Genomic DNA, 23,723 nt, shown 5'->3' on the forward strand with positions numbered 1-23,723 from the left:
ATAGGAGTTTTGTAAAAGCAATTTGTTTTTAGATTACATTTGTGCGCTTTTGTTCAATGAGAGCAGTAAGTTTTTTTATAAGTGTTTATGAATCACCTTTTTGAAGCCATTGATTTTGTTGAAAATCCGCTTTATGAACAGATAATTTCTGATATCGGAAAGCAACAATTTAGCATTGTTGAAAGTTTTTTTACAGATGAAGAAGTCGCGGTTTTAAGGCAATCTATTCAAGAAAAATATGAAGAGGACAATTTTAAAAAAGCTGCTATTGGTAATAGATTGAATGAAACGATTGTGAAGTCTATAAGAGGAGATGTTATTTTGTGGATGGATGAAACTAGAGCCGATGCTGCCGAAAAGTTGTTTTTTAATAAAATAAACGATTTGGTTGGTTATTTAAATAAAACCTGTTTTTTGGGCATTTTGCACAAAGAGTTTCATTATGCCATTTACCCCAAAAACACTTATTATAAAAGACATATTGATACCTTTCAAAATGATGACAGACGCAAATTATCGTTTGTTTGTTACTTAAATGAAGACGGATGGTTGCCAGAAAATGGTGGCGAATTGGTGTTGTATTTAAATGAAAATGGCAACGAAATAGAAAAGATTATCTATCCATTTCCTGGGCGTGTTGTCATTTTTGAAAGCCAAATTATTGAACACGAAGTAAAACCGGTAAATACCGAACGCTTAAGTATTACGGGTTGGTTAAAAACACGTTGATTAGCGGCCTTTTCTTTTGTTTACAAAATAAACGATTATTAAAACAAGGGCTAAAACCAGAAACAAACCATTACCACTTATAAAACTTAAAATATCCATAGCTGTTGAATTTAATGTGCAAATGTAAAAATATTTATAGAACTCATCTTGACTTTTTCTATTTCCTAAGAAATGGCTAAATTTTATCCATATTTCGTTACTTTTTTATGCATGGTGGTGCTATGTCTTGCAAAAGTGCCTCATCTGTACAAATTTTATCTCATTTTCGGTTAAAAACAAATTTTAAACAGTCTCTATAGTAATTAAAAATTATAATTTAATTTCGTATATCTTTGCGAAGAGTTTTATAATTCATTTAATTAATTACTTTTGCATTAAATTAATTACAACATGAAATCGCCATGATTTGGAAACGCAAACACGAATAAAAACAAAGCGATACCATATGACCTTTAAGAAACAATAAATATTTCATATGAAAAATATTTTAGTACCTGTTGGAGCTTCTCAAAATGCATTAAGCAATTTGCAATATGCTGTAGATTTTGCTCAAGCTTTTGGAGCCAGACTTTATGTAGTTCAAGTATATAATGTTTATACCAAAGCAGGCACTATGATAAAAATAGATCATATTTTAGAAGAAGATACGCTTAATTATTTAAACGATCTGGTTTCTAAAGTTGACACCAAAAATGTTGAGGTCGTTGTAAGAGCGCTTAAAGGAAAATTTATTGATACTATAGAGTTGGTTTGTAAAGCAGCAGATATTGATTTAATTTTGATTGAACCAAGGATCTATTCAGAAGATGATGACTTGTTTTTAGGAAAAACATCAGGTAAAATTGTTAAGCAAACGATAATTCCAACTTTAATAATTCCAGAAGGTTATGTTTTTAAGCCTATTGAAACCATTTTGATGGCTGTAAAATCTGCGATTATTAAAAAGGAAGGTGTGCTTACTCCATTAAAAGCTATAAAAAATAATTTTAAAGCGGTGGTTAATTTGCTTTTAGTAAAAACGCCTTATTATAATGAAGGAGATTTTGATGTTAACGACGAGTTATCGAGTATCGTATCGGAGGTGATACATTCTGAAAACCCAACAACCTATCATGGTGTTTTAGAGCATTACAAAATGCATAACCCAGATATGCTTTGTGTCGTAAGACGAAAAAGAGGGTTTTTTATGAAGAAATGGGAGAATAACCAAATTTATAAAAAAGATTTTAACAGTAGCTTACCTGTTTTGGTGTTAAGCGAATTAAAATAATTAGTTGGGGATGTAGCTCAGTTGGCTAGAGCGCTTGGCTGGCAGCCAAGAGGTCGTGGGTTCGAATCCCATCTTCTCCACCAAAAAACCTTGTGTTTCTAGTAAATACGAGGTTTTTTATTTTTTGGGAATGTTTTGGTTGACAATTTTCTATGTTACTCTTACTTCAATTTTCATACTTTCATAGTGTGACCTCAAATGTTTCAATGATGGAATCTCAAAAAGAACGACTTTCAGTAGCATTGAAAAAGTAGCATAAAATTTAGAATTAGGTAAAATAAACCAAGATTGTTTAAAAATAATAATCCATACAAAAACCATACAAAAGCGTTTTTATGCCTTATTTTTATTAACTTAGTAACACAACAATACGTGTTTTGTTTTGAAACCAACCAAACTAATTTTTTCTTTATTAATATTTTGTATTTGTTTTTATTTAGAATCTCAAGAAAAACCACCAATAGAAGTTTATACACCAACCGACTATGGTGCTGAAAACCAAAATTGGTCCATATCCCAATCTAAAGACAAATACATTTATGTAGCAAATAACAAAGGGCTTTTGGAGTTTAACGGAGCCAAATGGACCCTCTACGTTTCTTTAAACCAAACAACCATTAGGTCTGTTAATGTCATAGAGGATCTTATTTACACGGGTAGTTATAGGGAATTCGGCTATTGGGAACAAAACATTTATGGAACGCTAAAATACACATCACTTTCACAAAAGCTGAATATCCCTTTTCTCGACGACGAAGAAATTTGGAACATAATTGCTATTGATGATTGCATTTTATTTCAATCATTAAGCAGGATATACATATACAACCAGCAAACACAGGCATATTCCATAATAGAATCAGACACTACCATCTATAAAATATTTAAGGTTAATGAAAGCATTTATTTTCAAAAAGTTAAAGAAGGTGTTTACGAAATAGAAAATGGTAAACCTAAATTAGTCTCAAATAATAGTATTTTAAAAGAAAATCTACTTGTAAATATATTTTACCATAACGATACTATTTTATTTGAAACGGAAGATGCCGGTTTTTATCAATTAATAGATGGCGAACTTAATAAATGGAACATCCCTGCAAACGAAACCCTATCAAGAATTAGAATCTACAACAGCATCCAATTAAAAGACAAAAGTTTTTTGCTAGGCAGTATTTCAAACGGCATTATTCATCTCACGCCAGAAGGTCATATTAATTATCAAATAGACCAAACCAGTGGGTTAAGCAATAACACGGTATTATCTGTTTTTGAAGATTTAGAAAACAATATTTGGCTAGGATTGGAAAACGGCATCAATTGTATAAACATAAAGTCGCCATTCAGAATTTATAATGACAAAAAGGGGAATATTGGCTCGATAAACGCTTCGATAAATTTTAATGGTTACTTGTATTTGGGAACCAATCAAGGCTTGTTTTATAAAAAAGTAGAAGACAATTCAACGGTATTTACGCTATTGGAAGGTACTCAGGGTGCCGTTTGGTGCTTAACAAATATTGACAATACCCTTTTTTGTGGGCATAATTCAGGAACTTTTGTCGTAAACGGTACTAAAGCTGATTTGGTTTTAGATGTATTAGGAACCTGGGGCATAAAAAAAATTGATACTAGAAACGATTTATTACTTCAAGGAAATTATAATGGCCTTAATGTTATTGAAAACGTTAATGGAAGCTGGAAGCTTAGGAACAAAATTAAAGGCTTTGATATTTCAAGCAGGTATTTTGAAATCCTTAATCCCACAGAAGTACTTGTTAGTCACGAATATAAGGGGGTTTTTAAAGTAACGCTAGACAGCAATTTAACCAAAGCCATACGTATTGACCAAGACCTATCTGTTTCAAAAGGGGCTAAATCAAGCCTTGTTAAATACCAAAATGATATTTTATATAGCTATAAAGAAGGTGTTTTCAAATACAATAAAAAACAACAAAAATTTATTAAAGACACTATTTATAGCGAGTTATTCAATAAAGAAAACTATACATCTGGAAAACTAGTTGTAGATACCAAATCCAATAAGTTATGGGGTTTTTCAAAATACAATATTAGCTATATAGCCCCAAGAAAGTTAAGCGATGTTCCAAAAATCAACACCATTTCATTACCAATTAACCTAAGAAATGATGTGTCTGGTTATGAAAACATAACGTATATAAAAGACAACTTGTATTTGTATGGTACATCGCAAGGTTATATTTTGATTGACTTAGATAAAATGATTGATACAACCTTCAAAATTAGTCTTAATTCAATTTCCACAAGCACCTATAAGCACGAATATAAATTTAATTTAATTAATAAAAACGAAGCAGGTGTCTTTAAAAATAACGAAAACAATATTGAATTTGAATTTAGCATACCAGAGTATAAAAAATATATAGTAGCCGAATATCAATTTAAATTAGATGGTATTTATAACGAGTGGAGTAAATGGTCAACGAGTTCAAATGCTTTATTTGAAAACCTGCCTCATGGCAACTACACTTTTTATGTTAGAGCACGATTGGGGAATCAGTTTTCCGAAAATACAGAAACCTATTCATTTACGGTAGAAAGGCCTTGGTACATATCTAATATAGCCATTGCGGGATATTTGTTTCTTATTCTACTTTTCTCATTACTAATGCACAACATATACAAACGTTATTATAGAAAACAAAGAGAAAAATTACTAGAAAAAACACAACAAGAGTTAGAACTAAAAGAACTCGAGAACAAGCAGCAGCTAATGCATTTTAACAATGATAAGCTAAGACAAGATATTGAAAACAAAAACAGGGAATTGGGCATTTCAACTATGAGCTTAATTAAAAAGAATGAGTTTTTAAACACTATTAAAAAAGAATTGCTCAAGGCTCAAGATAACAAAAACCTAAAACAGGTTATAAAAATCATAGATAGAAACTTAAATAATACTGATGATTGGCATGCCTTTGAAGAAGCTTTTAACAATGCCGATAAGGATTTCCTTAAAAAAATAAAATCGATACACCCTTCTTTAACATCCAACGATTTACGCCTTTGTGCTTACCTAAGACTTAATTTATCTTCAAAAGAAATAGCACCACTACTAAACATTTCGGCAAGAAGTGTAGAAGTTAAACGGTATCGACTACGAAAAAAAATGAATTTGGAGCACGACGACAGCTTAACAGATTATATTTTAAAAATATAACCACACAACAAGTGTGGTATTTACCTATACAACACCACAACATTCACGGTATTTGAGTATAAAAAAATAAAATTCTTAAAATACATTTTTCTTAACAACGACCTTAATTATTGGTGTTTTCTTAAAAATACCAGTCTTTTTTTGTCATGTATATTTTTTGTTATGGTTAATTATTACAATACGTCATGCTATAGAATTAAATTTACTAAAACTAAAAAACTAAATGTATATGAGACATTATCTCTTTAAAGTTCTTGTTTTATTTTTCATTGCATATTCAAGTGCGCAAAATGTAAATGTAAGCGGGATAACTCTAGACCAAAGTGGCATGCCTATTCCTGGAGTAAACATACTTGTAAAAGATACAAGTAAAGGAACTACTTCCGATTTTGATGGTAACTTTATTATCACAGATGTTAAATTAGGTTCTACGCTAACCATTAGTTATATAGGCTATGTTACACAAGAAATTAAGGTTGCTGATAATTCAAAATTAACGATTCAACTTCAGGAAGACTTAGCTAAGTTAGACGAAGTTGTAGTTATTGGTTATGGAACGCAAACCAAAAAAGAAATTACAGGAGCCGTAAGCGTTGTTTCTAGCGAAAGTATCGAAGCCTTAAAGCCCACACGAATTGAACAGGCGTTACAGGGGCAAGTTGCGGGTGTTACTATTACTTCGCAATCTGGCACGCCGGGTGGAGCCTCTACAATAAGTATTAGAGGGGTTTCTACAAATGGTGATAACAGACCATTAATTTTAGTTGATGGCAATGTTATTGAAGATTTAAGTGTTTTAAACCCTAGCGATATTGAAAGTATTAACATACTTAAAGATGCTACAGCGGGTATTTATGGTGTAAGAGCTGCTAATGGTGTGATACTTATAACAACCAAAACAGGGCGCAAAGAAATGCCTATTACGGTAGAATATAATGCCTATGGTGGTTTTCAACAAACGACACGTAAAATCCCTGTACTAAATGCTACAGAATATGGTGCTATTGTTAACGAAGCCTATGCGGCTGGAGGCAATACGCCACCTTTTTCTAATTTGGCAGACTTAGGTGTGGGTACAGATTGGCAAGATTTGGTTTTTGAAAATGCGCCGATTACCAACCACAATATGTCGTTTCGCGGGGGTGGTAAAAAATCTGCTTATTCCTATAGTGGTTCTTTTTTAACCCAAGATGGAATCGTTGGAGGAAATAAATCAAACTTTACACGTTTCACAAATAATGTAAGCTACAATTTAGACTTTTTAGAGCATTTTAAATGGACGTCGGGTCTTACTTTAATGAGAACCAACAAAAGAAACCTTCCTGAAAACTCTAATTCTTCGGTGCTTTTTAATGCTATTAATATGGCACCAACCTTTACGATGTACGATGAAAATGGCGATTATACTCTAGCCGAAGGTTTAGGAGGTGAGGTTATCAACCCCTTAGCTCAAATAGATGATACTTATGATAGAGGTAAAGTTATGAAATTAAGCGGAAATGCTGGTTTAGCTTATAATTTCCTAGATCATTTTACGGTACAATCTAATATTCAATTTAACTATTCTGAAGTATCATCTAAGGTATTTAATCCTATTGCATATTTTGGAAGTGGAAAAAATAGCAATGTTGATAGAAGCAGTGTTTTTGAAGGTTTAAATTATTATAGAGATTATACATTTGATGCCTTTGTTAAATATGAAAACAAAATAAACGACATTCATAACATTAATGTACTGTTAGGAACATCGGTATTTAAAACAACAGGCGAGTTTACTGGAGCAACAGGATTCGATATTATTGATAATAATATAGTAAATGCCAATTTAGATGAAACATCTGATATTGAAAATATTAACCGATTTACAGGCAGAAATCCAACTTTTGATTCTAGATTGCTATCCTATTTCACAAGATTACAGTACGATTACAAAGGAAAATATTTACTTTCTGCAGTAGTTAGACGCGATGGCTCCACCAAATTCGGACCCAAAAATAGATTTGGTATTTTCCCTTCTGGCTCTATTGGATGGATAGTTTCTGAGGAAGATTTTTTTAAAAACCACTCATTTATTAATCTATTAAAAGTTAGAGCGTCTTACGGTATTTTAGGTAATGACAGAATTCCAGATTATAGATATGTTTCTTTATTAAATGGTGAAGGCACTTATATTTTTGATGATATTGAGTTTATTGGTACTGCAAGTGGTGGTATTGCTAATCCTGAAATTAGATGGGAAAAGCAAAAAACCTTCGATATTGGTTTAGACCTTCGTTTTTTAGATAATAAAATAGATGTCACTACAGATTATTTTAAAAGAAGAACAGAAGATTTATTGGTAATTCCAGAAGTATCCGGTTTATTGGGTACTGGTGGCGCACCAGTAGTTAATGGTGGTACTGTTGAAAACTCAGGGGTTGAATTTGCAATAGGTTACTCTGAAAATTTTAGTAGTAATTTCAAGTTTAACATAAAATACAATGTAACCTATTTAAAAAATAAAGTGCTATTTGTTGATACTGATACAGGCTTTTTAACCGGCGGTGGTTTTGGTATTAGTCAACCAGCGCCATCTAGAATGGAAGCAGGATTCCCCATGGGTTATTTTTATGGCTACAAAACCGATGGTGTTTTTCAAACCCAAGCAGACATTGATGCTTCAGCGGTTGGAGATATTGTGCCAGAACCAGGCGATATTAAGTATGTAGATAGAAATAATGATGGCGTTATTACAGATGATGATAGAGGCAATATAGGTAAGCCATTGCCAGATGCTACCATGGGTCTTAACATCTCTATAGATTATAAAAATTTTGATTTTGCAGCTTATGCATTTGCATCTGTTGGAAACGATATTGTTCGTAATTACGAACGTGGACAACAATTAACGAATAGAACCAATTCATATTTAGCGCGTTGGACTGGAGAAGGTACAAGTAATACATTTCCTAGAGTGTCTAACGGAGCAACGCCTAATGGGCTGTTTTCAGATTTTTATGTTGAAGATGGTTCTTTTGTTCGTTTGCAAAACGTGCAATTAGGCTATACATTTTCCGATAAACTTTTACAAAATTCCAAAATAAGCAAACTTCGTATTTATGTATCTGCAAACAATTTATTTACACTTACAGAATACAAAGGTTTCGATGCTACTGCTTCCAGCGGAGCACCTCTTGGAGGTGGTATAGACCAAGGGTTTTATCCTAGTGCTAAAACATTTTTATTAGGAATTAACTTAAAACTTTAATTAAGCGATATGAAAAATTTTAAAACTATAAATATCCTTGTTTCATTTGTTTTTATAACCATGTTTTCGTGTGCTGACGATTTTATTGACGTGGCTTCACAAGATGTAAACTCTGAGGATTTTTTCAATACCGAAGCAGATTATCAAGAAGCTTTAATTGCGGCATACGATTATTTACAAGCAACAGCACAACAATTTCAAGTAGCCGAAATAGCTTCAGATAATACACTGGCAGGTGGTGAAAGTGCCACGGACACACCAGGAATTCAAGAAATTGACGACATGATTCATACACCCGTTAATGCCCAATTAAGAAATATTTGGACATGGATGTACACAGGAGTTAATCGTACCAATTATATCATGGAATTTAAAGATAAGATTGAGTTTTCAAACAAAACTAGTGTATTGGCCCAAACCAGATTTTTAAGAGCCTTTTATTATTTTGAATTGGTAAAATGGTTTGGTGATGTGCCTTTAGCAGTAGATAAGCGCATACAGTTCGGTGATCAATTCGGAATAGAAAGAACCCCTAAAGCTGAAGTTTACGCTCAAATAGAAGAAGATTTAATTTTTGCTGCTGCTAATCTTCCGTACACCCAAAGTCAAACGGGAAGAATAACAAAAGGTGCTGCCGAAGCTTTATTAGGTAAAGCGTATTTGTATCAAGAAAAATTTAGTGAAGCTGCAACCGTATTGGAAAATCTAATTAACAATGGACCGCATGATTTATTATCTTCAGATATCGCCCCATTAATGTGGGAGAACGAATATGAAAATAATATAGAGTCGGTTTTTGAAATACAATATTCAGATGTTGATGGTGGCTCTTACGATTGTTTTCAATGTTTAGAAGGTAACTACGCCGTTGGCTTTAACGGAGTAAGAGGCTATGTAGGGCCCGTTTTCGATTTTGGATACAGCTTTAATGTACCTACGCAAGATGTCGTAGATGCTTTTGAAGATGGCGATATTAGATTAGACTATTCCATTTTAGATATTGAAAAATGGATAGAAGAAAATCCAACAGCCAGTTATAATGAAGATGCTGGATATGAACAAACAGGCTATTATAATAGAAAATACATAGCTCGTTTAGGAGATGCCAACCGTCCTGATGCTGCGCTTACAAACCCAAATAACACAAGGGTTATACGCTTTGCGGATGTGCTACTAATGGCTGCCGAAGCATTAAACAGAGGTGGTATTAGTGATACAAGAGCTCAAAATTATTTAAACAAAGTTCGTAATAGAGCCACATTAGGCAATGTTGCAACTACTGGAGCTAACCTAACAAACGATATTTATAAAGAACGTCGTGTTGAATTAGTGGGTGAAGGGCATCGTTTCTTCGATTTGGTTAGAACAGGAAGAGCAGCCCAAGCAATACCAGGTTTTCAAGCTGGGAAACATGAACTTTTTCCAATTCCTATTCAAGAAATAGAATTGTCAGGCGGTACTTGGACACAAAACCCAGGATACCAAAACTAAAAATAAGATATGAAACACCCATGGAAAAACGCTTCACACATGAGGATGATTACACAAGGGGTGTTTCATATGATCTTTAAAAAACAATTTAATAGTTACATATGAAAACATTAAAATATATATTTAGGTTAGGCCTAGTTTTAATCTTCTTTATTAATTGTACTGAAGATACTAATGATTTGAGTTTTGTAGATAATGTGGTAGCGCCGACAAACGTTTCTGCACTTTTTCAAATTACTCAAGATAACACGGGCTTAGTAACTTTAACACCTAATGCAGAGGGCGCTGTTTCTTACAATATCATCCTTGATGACGGGTCTTCTCCTGTTACTGTAAAACAAGGTGCAAGTGCCCAACATGTTTATGCCGAAGGAAATTATACCGTAAACATAGAAGCTGTTGGTATTACAGGGCTTAAAAGCGACGTTTCAAAAGACTTAACCGTTTCATTTAAAGCTCCTGAAAATTTAGTTGTAACCATCGAAAATGATGCCACTTTATCTAAACAAGTAAATGTTACTGCTACTGCAGATTTTGCTATGTTTTACGAAGTTTATTTTGGTGAAACTGGAAACGACAATCCCGTGTTAGGAAACATAGGAGAAACAGTGAGTTACACATACCAAGAAGCAGGAACTTATACCATTCGAGTCGTTGCCATGGGAGGAGCTATTGAAACTACAGAATATTCACAGGAATTTGAAGTAACGGCTATTTTACAGCCTATTACAAATGCAGCAACCCCACCACGACGTGATGCGGCCGATGTTATTTCAATTTATAGTGATGCCTATACAAGTTTATCTGGTGTAGATTTTTATCCAAATTGGGGGCAATCAACCACCTATACACAAATTGATGTTGACGGAAATATGATAATTCAATACGGTAACATAAATTATGAAGGTATAGACTTTGGCACTACAATAGATGCCTCTTCTATGGAGTATTTACACATTGATGTTTGGACGGCAGATTTAGCCGCCTTGGAAATCTATCCAATTAGTACGGCAACTGGTGAAAAAGCTGTTTTAAAGGATTTAGTGGCTGACCAATGGGTTAGTTTCGATATTCCATTAAGTGATTTTACAGATCAAGGATTATCAATGGCAGATATTTTTCAATTTAAGTTTGTAGGATCGCCATGGGCTGGTGGCGGATTTGGAACCATATTTTTAGATAATATCTATTTTTATAAACCATCATCTATTCCAACGGCACCAGTAGTTAGCGCACCATCACCAACAGCTCCTCAAGCGAATGTCATTTCAATTTTTAGTAATGCATATACCAATATTACTTTAAATGAAATAAATCCAAATTGGGGACAATCAACCACCTTAACAACTGTTGATGTACAAGGAAATAACACTTGGTTATATGAGGCTTTAAATTATACGGGTATTGTAACCGATTATGGAAATGCTACCGATGTATCAGGAATGGGATTTGTTCACTTTGATTATTTTACACCAGATGCTACAACACTTGGCTTAAAACTTGTAAATACAGGCTATGGCGATGGTGATCCTCTCAAAGAGGATATAGAATATGTTTCAAGTGTAACACCAGGAACATGGGTAAGTGTAGATATTCCTTTATCAAATTACGCCACAGATATTTCAGGCATTACACAATTAGTATTCGAGTCTTCTATGGCAAAAGTATATATAGACAATCTTTATTTTTATAACAATGGTGATAGTACGGCTCCAACAGTTGCTGCACCGACTCCAACACTTAATGCTAACAGTGTGGTGTCCATTTTTAGTGATGCTTATACCAATGTAACTTTAAACGAAGTAAATCCTAATTGGGGACAATCAACCACTTTAACAACTACTGATATTGGCGGTAATAACATATGGTTATATGAAACACTGAATTATACGGGCATTGTAACCGATTATGGCAATCCAACCAACTTAGCGGGCTTTAAATATGCTCATTTTGATTACTTCACGCCAGATGCCACCACACTTGGTTTAAAGTTAGTCAATACAAACTTTGGCGATGGCGACCCGCTAAAAGAAGATATAGAATACTTAGCAAATATTACGCAAGGAACTTGGGTAAGTGTGGATATTCCTTTAGCAAACTATACAACAGATGTTTCGGCAATTACCCAATTAATCTTTGAATCTTCTGGTGCCAAAGTATATATCGATAACTTTTATTTTCATAATTAAAATTTAGAAAGATGAAAAAATTAAATAACATATTGAGCCTCTTTTTAATATCAATTCTAAGCGTTACTAGCTGTCAAGATGATGATATTCCTTTTGGGGAGATTGTAGTGCCTTCTAATATTGAAGTAACGGTTACTTATTTAGATAATGGAGAAGAATCGCCAGCACCAGGATTAGGAAGCGGAGAAATTAAACTATCGGCTAAAGCAGATCATGCTACGGCTTATCAATTTGTAATTCAAGGGCAAACCAAGCTTCAAAAATCAGGTAGTACAACACATACGTTTACAACACTTGGGACAAACACCTATGCGGTTACTGTAATTGCTTTTGGGACCGCAGGAGCTTCTTCAAGTAAAACAATAGAAGTGGAAGTACAGGCTTTATATGAACCACCGGCAGATTTATTAACGATGCTTACTTCTAACAGTTCAAGAACATGGAAAATAGCTTCAGAAGTTAATAAACACTTCGGATTGGGGCCCATAGGAGGTGCCGAATTTGAATATTATGGTGCTGCTCCAGGAGATAAAGCTAATTCAGGAATGTATGATGATAGATATACTTTTAATGTAGATGGAACATTTTCACACAACGTAGGGCCAGATGGTTTTGTGTTTGGACGTGATCCTTTAATTAATGAATTAGGTGGATCCGGTGGCACTGTAAACGGAGCAGACATAGAACAATATACGTTTAGTTCTTACACATCTCAATGGGCTTTAACGGCTCCCAATGATGTTGAAACTTTAAGCTTAACAGGTATTGGTTTTATAGGATATTATGTAGGAGGAAACCATAGCTATCAAATATTTAGTCGTTCTGCAGATGAGATGATTCTTCGAACTACAGATGGAAACGGAGAATTTGATTGGTGGTTTAGGTTGATACCAGAATAAAACTTAAACAGTCTCTTAATAGGGAGGTTAATAGTCTCCCTATTTAAAATGGAGGAAATATTAAAAATTGAAAAAATGCTTAAAAAGATGCTTTATATTATTCAAATTGGCTTTATAATGTTATTATCATGCTCTAGTGGTACAGACGATACTACAACAGAAGAGCCTAAAGATATTATACCTAAAAATTTAGTATTACAGGTAACTATTTCAGGAACAACTATTAATAACCCTAATGGCGATGGTTCTGGTGTTATAACATGTAATGCTACCGCAACAAATGCCGTAACCTATGGCTTTAAAGTAGGTAGTGAAGCCGAAGTAAAAAATACAACAGGTACTTTTAATTATACGTGCACAAATGAAGGTTTAAACGACTACATTATAACGGTATTTGCCTATTCCAGTACAGGACACACGATAAGTGATTTTAAAAAAGTGGCTGTTTTTGTTACTGAAAAAGGGCCTCAATTAGTTTGGTCCGACGAGTTTGATACCATTGGCGCTCCAGACCCTACAAAATGGAATTACGATTTAGGTAATGGTTGTCCAGACTTATGTGGTTGGGGTAACGGTGAAAAACAGTTTTACACCAACAGACCTGATAATGTAAAAGTTGAAAATGGGGTATTAAAAATAACCGCTAAAAAAGAAAACTATCAAGGTTCAGAATATACTTCGGCAAGATTATTAACGAAAGGAAAATTCGATTTCACTTATGGACGTGTAGACGTAAAAGCGAAACTACCAAGTGGTTCTGGCACATGGCCTGCTATTTGGATGCTGGGAGCTAATATAGATAGTGTGGGCTGGCCTGCTTGTGGTGAAATAGACATTATGGAACATTGGGGACATAACCCTGCAATTATTTCCAGTGCAACACACACACCATCGTGTTCTGGCGGTTGTGCAAACACTAAGGTTGGTGAAACAACCATAAGTGATTATGCCACAGCATTCCATGTATATAGCTTGGAATGGACAGCGAATGAATTAAACTTTATCGTAGACGGAAACTTAAAGTATAGTTATAAGCCAACAGTTAAAAATAATAGCACTTGGCCTTATAATGCCCCACAGTTTTTAATTTTAAATATCGCCATGGGTGGCAGTTGGTTTTCTATTGACCCAAATTTTACAGAATCAGTAATGGAGATAGATTACATAAAAGTGTATCAATAATTATGAAAAATAACAGTCTATATAGTTTACTTATTGCCTTTATATTAGTTGCTTCATGTAAAAAGCAAACCAATAATTCAGAGGATAACATCAGTAATTCCGGCGATTCAATTGAAAATAAAGTAGCCCAACTGCTGTCTAAAATGACTTTGGAAGAAAAAATTGGTCAAATGAACCAATACAACGGGTTTTGGGATGTTACAGGCCCGAAGCCTGCTAATGGTGATGCAGCAAAAAAGTATGAACATTTAAAAAAAGGTTATGTAGGTTCTATGCTTAATGTAAGAGGTGTTAAGGAAGTAAGAGCGGTTCAAAAAATTGCTGTTGAAGAAACAAGGCTTGGCATTCCTTTAATCATTGGGTTCGATGTGATACACGGTTATAAAACTTTAAGCCCGATACCTTTAGCTGAAGCCGCGAGTTGGGATTTGGAAGCCATTAAAAAATCGGCTCAAGTAGCAGCAAAAGAATCTGCAGCAGCAGGTATCAACTGGACCTTTGCGCCAATGGTAGACATTTCAAGAGACGCTCGTTGGGGACGTGTTATGGAAGGTGCTGGCGAAGACCCGTATTTAGGTTCAAAAATAGCAATAGCAAGAGTACAAGGGTTTCAAGGAGACGATTTATCATCTCACGAAACCATTGCTGCCTGTGCTAAACATTGGGCTGGCTATGGTTTTGCCGAGGCGGGCAGAGACTATAACACTGTCGATATTGGAACATCGACACTTTATAATATTATTTTCCCACCGTTTAAGGCAGCCACCGAAGCTGGTGTAAAAACATTCATGAACTCCTTTAACGAATTAAACGGAATACCAGCCACTGGAAATGTTTATTTACAACGCGATATTTTAAAAGACAAATGGGGTTTTGATGGTTTTGTGGTTTCAGATTGGGGTTCTATAAACGAAATGATTGCTCATGGCTATGCAAAAGACAAAAAACATGCCTCCGAACTTTCTGTAATTGCTGGTTCAGATATGGATATGGAGTCCTATGCGTATGTGGATGAATTAGCAAATTTAGTTAGGGAAGGAAAAGTTAAAGAATCACTTATAGACGACGCTGTAACACGTATTTTAAAAGTAAAATTTGAATTGGGGCTTTTTGACGATCCTTATAAATATTGCAACGAAGCATACGAAAAAGAAGTGACCGGAAGCCAAGACATTCATGATGCCGTGCTAGATGTGGCTAAAAAATCTATCGTATTGCTTAAAAATGAAAATCAAATACTTCCTCTTAAAAAAGAAGGACAACATATTGCTTTAATAGGCGCTTTAGCTGCCGATAAAACCAGTCCGCTAGGTAGTTGGCGCATTGCTGCGGAAGATAACACAGCTGTGTCTGTTTTAGAAGGCTTACAAAAATATACAGGCAACAAATTAACCTATGCCAAAGGTGCTGATTTAGTTATAGGGAAAACCGAATTTGCCATAGAATTAAATATTAATACTCAAGATAAAAGTGGATTTCCTGAGGCTATTGAAACCGCTAAAAGAGCAGATGTTGTTGTGATGGTTTTGGGTGAACATGGGTTTCAAAGTGGTGAAGCCAGAAGTAGAACCGATTTAAATTTGCCTGGGGTACAACAAGAGCTTTTGGAAGCCGTATATAAGGTTAATAAAAACATTGTTTTGGTCTTAAACAATGGAAGACCTTTAACTATTACTTGGGCAGATAAACACATACCCGCTATTGTAGAAGCTTGGCATTTGGGAACACAAAGTGGAAATGCTGTTGCACAAGTTTTATATGGCGATTATAACCCAAGCGGAAAACTGCCTATGTCGTTTCCTAGAAATGTTGGTCAAGTGCCCATTTATTACAATTATAAAAATACTGGAAGACCTGTTATTCCGGCTCCAAACGAAGTCTTTTGGTCGCATTATATAGATGAAAGTAACGACCCATTATACCCATTTGGTCATGGTTTAAGTTATACTACTTTTTCGTATAACAATATGATTGTTAAAAAAGTTGCAAACGAAACGATAGAAGTTTCAGTAGATGTAAAAAACACTGGAAACATAACAGGAAAAGAAGTCGCCCAACTATATATTCAAGATTTATTTGCAAGCGTAACAAGGCCCGTAAAAGAGTTAAAGGGCTTTAAAATGGTTGAATTGAAACCAAATCATCAAAAAACCATTAAGTTTAGTTTAACAGAGAAAGAATTAGGATTTTATAACAATGATGGCGAATTCATTCTAGAACCAGGTGAATTTAAAGTGTATGTTGGTGGCAGTTCTAAAACTGTTTTAGAATCAAAATTTAATATAGAATAGCGTGTTCAAATTAGCGATGGACTTGCTTTTATTAATACTTAGTGTTTGCAATTAAAAAAACCCTAATAACAAAAGCCCGTCTATTGCTAAACGGGCATTAAGATATCTTTATATGTCCGAACGAAGTCAAATTGACTTAGTTCTATTATATAGCGCTATTGCTTATGCAAAAGCAACTTAAATCCTATTGAGAAATCTCTCTTACACGCAGGGTGTTTACCATACCTTTTTCTGCAATTGGCATGGAAGCTAAACTAATTACCATATCACCTTTTTGTACATAATTGTTCGCTCTAGCAATTCTATTTATATCGCCTACAGTTTCATCGGTAGAAACAAATTTATCGTAATAAAAAGCCCTAACTCCCCAAAGCAAACTTAATTGCGTTAAAATACGTTTGTTTGATGTAAACACTAATATATGGCATGATGGTCTCCAAGCCGAAATTTGAAATGCAGTATATCCACTATTAGTTAATGTTGAAATAGCCTTTGCATCAATTTCATTTGCCATAATAGCAGCATGATAACAAATAGACTTTGTGATATATCGGTTTGTACGAATATGTGGTGGCAACTGTGGCACTTTAATTAATGGTGAATCTTCAACATTTCTTAAAATGTTTGCCATTTGCCTAATAACTTGAACAGGGTAACTACCAACCGATGTTTCTCCAGAAAGCATTACCGCATCGGCTCCATCCATAACAGAGTTTGCGACATCGTTTACTTCGGCACGTGTTGGTGTTAAACTAGTAATCATAGTTTCCATCATTTGGGTTGCTATAATTACTGGTATTCTAGCTTTTTTAGCTCTTAATACTAATTGTTTTTGAATAAGTGGTACTTCTTCTGCAGGAACTTCTACACCTAGATCACCACGAGCTACCATTAAACCATCACAATGCGCTACAATGGCATCAATATTTGTTACGGCTTCTGGTTTTTCAATTTTTGCTATAATCGGGATTTTATGTTCGCTGTGCTTTTCTATTAAATCACGCAGTTGCATTAAATCTTCTGCATGACGCACAAATGACAAGGCCATCCAATCTACATTTTGACTTATAGCAAATAAAGCATCTTCAATGTCTTTTTCGGTTAAAGCAGGTTGTGATATATTGGTGTTTGGTAAGTTTACCCCTTTTTTAGATTTTAATGGCCCACCTTGAATCACTTTTGCTTTTACTTCTGATTCACCATCGGTTGAAACGACTTCAAAAATTAATTTACCGTCATCTAAAAGGATGCGTTCACCTGGTTTTGCATCTTGCGGAAACCTATCGTAAGTCATATACACACGTTCCTTTGTGCCTTCAAATCGTTCGCCCGTTGCAAATATTATTTCGTCTCCTGGATTTACTACCACTTCTTCTTTCATAACTCCTACTCGAAGCTTAGGACCTTGTAAATCGGCTAATATGGCAGCATTAAAACCGAACTCATCATTTAGTTCCCGTATCATTTGTATACGTTCTGCTACATCTTTATAATCGGCATGGGAAAAGTTAATTCTAAATACATTTGCGCCTTCTTCAAGCATTCCTTTTAATACTTCTTTAGTGCTTGTAGCTGGACCTAATGTGGCAACTATCTTGGTTTTTTTTCTTAATGGCATTAGCTAAAAATTAAATTGTCTTTTGATTTTAATTGGTTAATATCAATACTAAAGGCTGTTACTACTTGTTGTATTTTTAATATTTTATTTAAAATACTTTTTTCTTTACTTAAATTAAATTGGTTATCTATTTTTAAAAAATAATTAACAGCCTTATATTCTGGTACTAAATATAGTGTTTGTGTTACTTTTTCTTCTGTATTAAATAATGAATTGACATTGTCTTTTTTATAAATTTCTGTTTTATAAATATTAGACACCAAACTCCATGTTGTAAGCTGCTTAGCATCTTCCCATTCAAAAATTGAATAAGTGGCATTATTAAAACTAAAGTCTAAATTTGATGTTCTTCGAGTAAGATTGGTACTCAAATGTTTATTTAGAAGATATGCTAAACGATAATCTTCAATGGTACAATAAATTGCTATTAAAGTGCAATCTACCTGTTCAAAAATATCATCAAGAATAAGTTTGTGTACTGCCATAACTTACATTAAACGTTGTAAATATAGTATTTAAAACCATTCTATATATAAAAGTTAGGCGAATCTTAACAAGTAAAACAACTAAAACGTTATAGTTAATTACTTTATTTGAAATAGTCTAAATCATTTTAGACATTTTGTTTTGAAATACAAAAAAAGCACGTTTTGAAGCTTTTTCTTCAGCCTTTTTTTTAGAAGTAGCTCTTGCCTTGGCAACAACTTTGTTGTCTATGGATAGTTTAACCGAAAAGTGCCTAACCTCGTCATTGCCGGTATCTTCATAAACATTATAACCAAATGTTCTTTTTTCTTTTTGGCACCATTCTATAAGTAAACTTTTATAACTTATTACTTTGCCTTCTAAGGTTTCTATATCAACATAAGGGGTTATAACACGTTTATAAATGAATTTTTCACAATATTTATAGCCTTTATCTAAAAAAATAGCACCAACTAAGGCTTCAAATAAATTACCGTGTATATTATCTCCAAATTGACCGGGAGGGATCTTACTTTCCACTAAACCAATTAAGTTTAGTTCCTTTCCAAGTTCATTTAAATGCTCTCTACTTACTACTTTAGATCGCATTTTGGTTAGATAGCCTTCATCACCTGCAGGTACTTCAAGATATAAATGGGATGCAATAACAGCACTTAGCATAGCATCACCTAAAAATTCCAATCGTTCATAATTAATAGCGTTTCCTTTGCTATCTTTTATGTTCATAGATCGGTGTGTAAATGCCTTTTTATAGAACTTAATATCTTTTGGCTTAAACCCGAGAATTTTGGTTAATTCCATAAAAAAATTCCCGTTGCGTTTAAAACGGGAATTTAATATGTTACGAATGTTTTTCATTCGGGATTCAGTCTAATTTTTTAAATAATACACAAGCGTTATGTCCGCCAAATCCAAATGTATTACTCATTGCTACTTTAATATTGCGTTTTTGGGCTTTGTTTAAAGTTAAATTTAGTTCTGGATCAATATTTTCATCTACCGTAGTGTGGTTAATAGTTGGCGGAATAATACCATGTTCCATAGCCAATATAGCCGAAATAGCTTCGATAGCTCCTGCAGCACCCAATAAGTGTCCAGTCATTGATTTTGTTGAATTAATATTTATATGCTTAGCATGACTACCGAATATTTCTGAAATTGCTTTTAATTCTGCAACATCGCCTAATGGTGTAGAAGTTCCATGAGTATTAATATGGTCTACATCTTCCGGTTTTAGGCCTGCATTTTCTAAACAATTTTTCATTACGGCAACAACACCTCTTCCTTCTGGATGTGGTGCTGTCATGTGGTAAGCATCAGACGATAAACCTCCGCCAACAAACTCAGCATAAATTTTTGCTCCCCTTGCCTTTGCATGCTCATATTCTTCTAAAATAAGTGCACCTGCGCCTTCGCCAAGTACAAAGCCATCTCTAGTAGCATCAAAAGGTCTCGATGCTGTTTCTGGACTTTCGTTTCTAGTTGAAAGGGCATGCATGGCATTAAAACCACCCATTCCAGCAATAGTAACTGCTGCTTCGCTTCCACCTGTAACAACTATATCACAATGCCCTAAACGAATTGAGTTTAATGCATCAAACATAGCGTTTGCTGAAGAAGCACAAGCAGAAACCGTTGTGTAATTTGGCCCCATAAATCCATATTTAATGGATATGTTTCCTGGCGCAATGTCTGCAATCATTTTAGGAATAAAGAACGGATTAAATCTTGGTGTTCCGTCACCTTTAGCAAAGTTCAAAACTTCTTCCTGAAAAGTTTCTAAACCTCCAATACCTGCACCCCATATAACACCTACCCGTAATTTATTTACGGCATCTAAATCTAACTTAGCATCGGCAATAGCCTCATCGGCTGCTACCATGGCATACTGTGTAAATTTATCCATTCTACTGGCAAGCTTTCTGTCAATAAAATCGGTAGCATTAAAGTTTTTTAATTCGCAAGCAAATTTGGTTTTAAACTTTTCGGTATCAAAATATGTTATAGGCGCAGCACCACTTTGACCACTAATTAAGCCTTCCCAATATTCGTCTTTGGTATTGCCAATAGGTGTTAAAGCCCCTAGACCCGTGACTACAACTCGTTTTAATTCCATAAATGTTTTTGCTTATTTTGCAGCTTCTATATAAGAGATAGCTTGACCAACTGTTGCAATATTTTCAGCTTGATCATCTGGAATTTGAATATCGAACTCTTTTTCGAATTCCATTATTAATTCTACAGTGTCTAAAGAGTCTGCTCCTAAATCGTTTGTGAAGCTTGCTTCAGTTACAACTTCGTTCTCATCAACTCCTAATTTGTCTACGATAATCGCTTTTACTCTTGATGCAATGTCTGACATAATGTTTAATTTTAAGTTTTAATTAAGTCGCAAAAATAAAAAACTTTATTTTATAATTTGCTATTCTGTTAAAAATGTATTGGTAATTTACTAAAATTAGTTTTAAGTATTTCAAATTTAACTCTTAATTGTTAATAATTATTCTTTTTTTTGTTCGAAATAATGAAGCATTTTGTCTGTAAAATGAAATGAGTTTGAAAATTTTATGAGTTATTCTATGAATTTTATTACGAAAGGCATCTGACACTAGTTTAAAAATAAAAAATAAGCTGATGAAACACCCATGGGAATGGCATTCACAAACACGAGGATGATTATTCAGGGTGTTCCATCTGACAATTAAAAAACAAATAAGTATAAACAGATGAAACGTATAGTAATTTTTGCTTCCGGATCTGGAACCAATGCTGAAAATATAATTAAATTTTTTCACAACAGCGAACATGCGTCTGTTGTTTTAGTGCTTACAAATAATCCTCATGCCAAAGTTTTAGACCGATGCAAAAACTTAAAGGTTAGCGCGTTATCGTTTAATAAAATAGCTTTTACAGAAACCAATGATGTGCTTAACATTTTAAAAGCTTCAAAGCCCGATTTAATTGTTTTGGCTGGTTTTTTATGGAAATTTCCTGAGTTTATTCTAAATGAATTCCCAAATAAAGTTATTAATGTTCACCCAGCGTTATTGCCTAAATATGGGGGTAAAGGTATGTACGGTAGATATGTACATGAAGCTATTGTTGCAAATAAAGAGGTTGAAACGGGTATAACCATTCATTTTGCAAACGAACATTACGATGAAGGCGCCATTATTTTTCAGGCAAAATGTATGGTGAGTGATGCCGATACAGCTGAAGATGTTGCAGCTAAAATTCACGAATTGGAAATGGCCCATTTTCCGAAAGTTGTTGAAAAGCTGCTGTTAGAAAAACTTTAAAACTTAAATTCATAAGATTCCCTCCTTCGAGGGAATGACAAAAATGAGTAAGAAAAAGAAAAAATATTATACCGTTTGGAAAGGCCACAAAACAGGGGTTTTTGAAACGTGGAATGATTGCAAAGCACAAATAACCAATTTTGAAGGTGCACAATATAAATCGTTTGAAAGTTTTGATGCTGCTAAAGAAGCTCTAAAAGGTAATTATTTTAACTATGTTGGAAAAAAAGCCGGTTTTAAAAGTGAATTATCCGTAGAACAGCTAAAAAAAATAGGGTTACCTAATTACAATTCCATTTCAGTTGATGCAGCTTCCAGTGGAAACCCGGGTATTATGGAATACCGAGGTGTAGAAACCAAAAGCAAAAAGCAACTTTTTATTCAAGGTCCTTTTGAAGAGGGTACCAATAATATAGGGGAGTTCTTAGCCATTGTGCATGGTTTGGCATTGCTTAAAAAAAACAATAGTGACCGTATTTTATATACTGATAGTAAAACCGCCATAAGTTGGGTGAAAAAGAAACGCTGCAATACCAAGTTAGAACGAAACGAGAAAAACAAAACCCTTTTTGAATTGGTTGACAGAGCTGAAAATTGGCTGAAAACAAATACCTATACCACCGTTATAGTAAAATGGGAAACCAAAGCTTGGGGCGAAATTCCTGCCGATTTTGGACGAAAATAACAGATTTTCTTGTAGCTGTTTAAAACGATACTATTCACAAAAAATATTCTTGCCTTAGTATTTAAAAGGCTTATATTTGCACAAAATTATCACACGCTTTTATGAGCAAATTAGTAATTGTTGGCACCGTAGCTTTTGATGCTATAGAAACGCCTTTCGGTAAAACCGATAAAATTCTTGGTGGTGCTGCAACATTTATTGGTTTAGCTGCTTCACATTTTAATATTGATGCTGCTGCAGTCTCTATTGTGGGGGGCGATTTTCCTCAAAAATATTTAGATCTTTTATCAAATAAAAACATTGATATTTCGGGTATCGAAATTGTTAAAGAAGGAAAAACATTCTTTTGGAGTGGTCGTTACCATAATGATATGAATTCTAGAGATACATTGGTTACCGAACTAAACACCCTTGCCGATTTTAACCCCGTAGTTCCTGAAAATTATCGTGATGCAGAAATTGTGATGTTAGGAAATTTGCATCCTATCGTCCAATTGAGTGTATTAGACCAAATGGTTAATAAACCAAAATTGGTTATTTTAGATACTATGAATTTTTGGATGGATAGTGCCCTTGATGATTTACATAACGTTATGAAACGTGTAGATGTTATTACTATAAACGATGAAGAAGCCAGGCAACTTACCGGAGAGTACTCTTTGGTAGTGGCTGCCAGAAAAATTCATGCCATGGGACCTAAATATGTAGTGATTAAAAAAGGCGAGCATGGTGCATTATTGTTTCATAATGATGAGGTGTTTTACGCTCCGGCTTTGCCTTTAGAAGAAGTATTTGACCCAACAGGAGCAGGTGATACCTTTGCGGGAGGATTTGCAGGCTATATTGCCAAAACAGGAGATACGTCCTTTGAGAACATGAAGAATGCTGTGATTTTTGGATCGACACTAGCATCGTTTTGTGTTGAAAAATTTGGAACCGAACGTATGAAAAATTTAAAAAGCGAAGAAATACATAAACGATTGTTACAATTTAAGCAATTAACACAATTCAATATAAAATTAGCATAAACCAACGCGCTCAAAATAGAGCGCGTTTTTAATTTAAATAATAATTATTCATTTCAGCGAAGTCAAGGATTCACGAATTCAACGACATGAAATAAAATTAATGAGTAAAG

The 23,723-nt window shown here is 34.2% G+C and carries 17 protein-coding genes and 1 tRNA gene; 13 read left to right on the top strand and 5 right to left on the bottom strand.

Annotated elements, in window-relative coordinates:
• Positions 1-87 precede the first annotated feature (87 nt).
• The 10 genes from CJ739_RS08025 (at position 88) to bglX (ending at position 16,497) form a co-directional block, all read left to right on the top strand.
• A complete protein-coding gene (locus CJ739_RS08025; protein ID WP_117174156.1) occupies positions 88-729 on the top strand; it encodes a 2OG-Fe(II) oxygenase in 642 nt (213 codons plus the stop codon).
• A gap of 475 nt (positions 730-1,204) precedes the next feature.
• Complete coding sequence (locus CJ739_RS08030; protein ID WP_117174158.1) at positions 1,205-1,999, top strand: universal stress protein; 795 nt, start codon at positions 1,205-1,207, stop codon at positions 1,997-1,999.
• A 6-nt stretch (positions 2,000-2,005) separates the two neighbouring features.
• Positions 2,006-2,082, top strand: a tRNA-Ala gene (locus CJ739_RS08035).
• Positions 2,083-2,381: 299 nt separating this feature from the next.
• Positions 2,382-5,198: a triple tyrosine motif-containing protein gene (locus tag CJ739_RS08040; protein ID WP_236951628.1), complete on the top strand. Its 2,817-nt coding sequence runs from the start codon at positions 2,382-2,384 to the stop codon at positions 5,196-5,198.
• 229 nt (positions 5,199-5,427) lie between these two features.
• On the top strand, positions 5,428-8,445 hold the full coding sequence (locus CJ739_RS08045; RefSeq protein WP_117174160.1) for a SusC/RagA family TonB-linked outer membrane protein: 3,018 nt from the start codon (positions 5,428-5,430) through the stop codon (positions 8,443-8,445).
• 9 nt (positions 8,446-8,454) lie between these two features.
• Positions 8,455-9,936: a RagB/SusD family nutrient uptake outer membrane protein gene (locus CJ739_RS08050; RefSeq protein WP_117174162.1), complete on the top strand. Its 1,482-nt coding sequence runs from the start codon at positions 8,455-8,457 to the stop codon at positions 9,934-9,936.
• 101 nt (positions 9,937-10,037) lie between these two features.
• The gene (locus tag CJ739_RS08055) at positions 10,038-12,125 is read left to right on the top strand and encodes a hypothetical protein (protein ID WP_117174164.1); all 2,088 of its coding nucleotides are present in this window, start codon (positions 10,038-10,040) and stop codon (positions 12,123-12,125) included.
• 11 nt (positions 12,126-12,136) lie between these two features.
• Positions 12,137-13,024, top strand: coding sequence for a glucan endo-1,3-beta-D-glucosidase (locus CJ739_RS08060; RefSeq protein ID WP_117174166.1), 888 nt, complete (start codon positions 12,137-12,139; stop codon positions 13,022-13,024).
• Positions 13,025-13,072: 48 nt separating this feature from the next.
• Entirely contained in the window at positions 13,073-14,206 is a 1,134-nt protein-coding gene (locus CJ739_RS08065; protein WP_205419396.1) for a glycoside hydrolase family 16 protein, read from the top strand.
• A 2-nt stretch (positions 14,207-14,208) separates the two neighbouring features.
• Positions 14,209-16,497 (top strand): beta-glucosidase BglX, encoded by a 2,289-nt coding sequence (gene bglX / locus CJ739_RS08070; RefSeq protein ID WP_117174168.1) that lies wholly within the window; start codon positions 14,209-14,211, stop codon positions 16,495-16,497.
• Positions 16,498-16,681: 184 nt separating this feature from the next.
• On the opposite strand, the gene pyk is transcribed toward bglX, so the two are convergent.
• The 5 genes from pyk to CJ739_RS08095 form a co-directional block, all read right to left on the bottom strand.
• Entirely contained in the window at positions 16,682-18,115 is a 1,434-nt protein-coding gene (gene pyk / locus CJ739_RS08075) for a pyruvate kinase (RefSeq protein WP_117174169.1), read from the bottom strand.
• Positions 18,115-18,600, bottom strand: a complete 486-nt coding sequence (locus CJ739_RS08080; RefSeq protein WP_117174171.1) for an IPExxxVDY family protein — start codon at positions 18,598-18,600, stop codon at positions 18,115-18,117. The genes pyk and CJ739_RS08080 overlap by 1 nt, the downstream gene beginning before the upstream one ends.
• 118 nt (positions 18,601-18,718) lie before the next feature.
• Positions 18,719-19,459, bottom strand: coding sequence for a ribonuclease III (gene rnc, locus CJ739_RS08085; RefSeq protein WP_117174173.1), 741 nt, complete (start codon positions 19,457-19,459; stop codon positions 18,719-18,721).
• A gap of 7 nt (positions 19,460-19,466) precedes the next feature.
• A complete protein-coding gene (gene fabF, locus CJ739_RS08090; RefSeq protein ID WP_117174175.1) occupies positions 19,467-20,717 on the bottom strand; it encodes a beta-ketoacyl-ACP synthase II in 1,251 nt (416 codons plus the stop codon).
• Between the two features lie 12 nt (positions 20,718-20,729).
• A complete protein-coding gene (locus tag CJ739_RS08095) occupies positions 20,730-20,963 on the bottom strand; it encodes an acyl carrier protein (protein WP_007647141.1) in 234 nt (77 codons plus the stop codon).
• Positions 20,964-21,327: 364 nt separating this feature from the next.
• On the opposite strand from CJ739_RS08095, the gene purN reads away from it, so the two are divergent.
• From purN to CJ739_RS08110, 3 genes are all read left to right on the top strand, one after another.
• Positions 21,328-21,900 carry a phosphoribosylglycinamide formyltransferase gene (gene purN, locus CJ739_RS08100; RefSeq protein ID WP_117174177.1) on the top strand — a complete coding sequence of 191 codons (573 nt, stop codon included), beginning with the start codon at positions 21,328-21,330 and terminating at the stop codon, positions 21,898-21,900.
• A gap of 43 nt (positions 21,901-21,943) precedes the next feature.
• Positions 21,944-22,585, top strand: a complete 642-nt coding sequence (locus CJ739_RS08105) for a ribonuclease H1 domain-containing protein (RefSeq protein WP_117178831.1) — start codon at positions 21,944-21,946, stop codon at positions 22,583-22,585.
• Positions 22,586-22,686: 101 nt separating this feature from the next.
• A complete protein-coding gene (locus tag CJ739_RS08110; RefSeq protein ID WP_117174179.1) occupies positions 22,687-23,613 on the top strand; it encodes a PfkB family carbohydrate kinase in 927 nt (308 codons plus the stop codon).
• Positions 23,614-23,723 lie beyond the last annotated feature (110 nt).

It is taken from the genome of Mariniflexile sp. TRM1-10 (genome assembly GCF_003425985.1).
In the GTDB taxonomy this organism is placed as follows: domain Bacteria; phylum Bacteroidota; class Bacteroidia; order Flavobacteriales; family Flavobacteriaceae; genus Mariniflexile.

Excerpts from the sequence above, each read along its gene's own strand:
- CJ739_RS08060 (WP_117174166.1), top strand. The coding sequence starts at position 12,137 with ATGAAAAAATTAAATAACATATTGAGCCTCTTTTTAATATCAATTCTA.
- CJ739_RS08025 (WP_117174156.1), top strand. The coding sequence starts at position 88 with ATGAATCACCTTTTTGAAGCCATTGATTTTGTTGAAAATCCGCTTTAT.
- purN (WP_117174177.1), top strand. The coding sequence starts at position 21,328 with ATGAAACGTATAGTAATTTTTGCTTCCGGATCTGGAACCAATGCTGAA.
- fabF (WP_117174175.1), bottom strand. The coding sequence starts at position 20,717 with ATGGAATTAAAACGAGTTGTAGTCACGGGTCTAGGGGCTTTAACACCT.
- CJ739_RS08105 (WP_117178831.1), top strand. The coding sequence starts at position 21,944 with ATGAGTAAGAAAAAGAAAAAATATTATACCGTTTGGAAAGGCCACAAA.
- CJ739_RS08080 (WP_117174171.1), bottom strand. The coding sequence starts at position 18,600 with ATGGCAGTACACAAACTTATTCTTGATGATATTTTTGAACAGGTAGAT.
- rnc (WP_117174173.1), bottom strand. The coding sequence starts at position 19,459 with ATGAAAAACATTCGTAACATATTAAATTCCCGTTTTAAACGCAACGGG.
- CJ739_RS08095 (WP_007647141.1), bottom strand. The coding sequence starts at position 20,963 with ATGTCAGACATTGCATCAAGAGTAAAAGCGATTATCGTAGACAAATTA.
- CJ739_RS08045 (WP_117174160.1), top strand. The coding sequence starts at position 5,428 with ATGAGACATTATCTCTTTAAAGTTCTTGTTTTATTTTTCATTGCATAT.
- bglX (WP_117174168.1), top strand. The coding sequence starts at position 14,209 with ATGAAAAATAACAGTCTATATAGTTTACTTATTGCCTTTATATTAGTT.
- CJ739_RS08030 (WP_117174158.1), top strand. The coding sequence starts at position 1,205 with ATGAAAAATATTTTAGTACCTGTTGGAGCTTCTCAAAATGCATTAAGC.
- CJ739_RS08065 (WP_205419396.1), top strand. The coding sequence starts at position 13,073 with ATGGAGGAAATATTAAAAATTGAAAAAATGCTTAAAAAGATGCTTTAT.
- CJ739_RS08110 (WP_117174179.1), top strand. The coding sequence starts at position 22,687 with ATGAGCAAATTAGTAATTGTTGGCACCGTAGCTTTTGATGCTATAGAA.
- CJ739_RS08055 (WP_117174164.1), top strand. The coding sequence starts at position 10,038 with ATGAAAACATTAAAATATATATTTAGGTTAGGCCTAGTTTTAATCTTC.
- pyk (WP_117174169.1), bottom strand. The coding sequence starts at position 18,115 with ATGCCATTAAGAAAAAAAACCAAGATAGTTGCCACATTAGGTCCAGCT.
- CJ739_RS08050 (WP_117174162.1), top strand. The coding sequence starts at position 8,455 with ATGAAAAATTTTAAAACTATAAATATCCTTGTTTCATTTGTTTTTATA.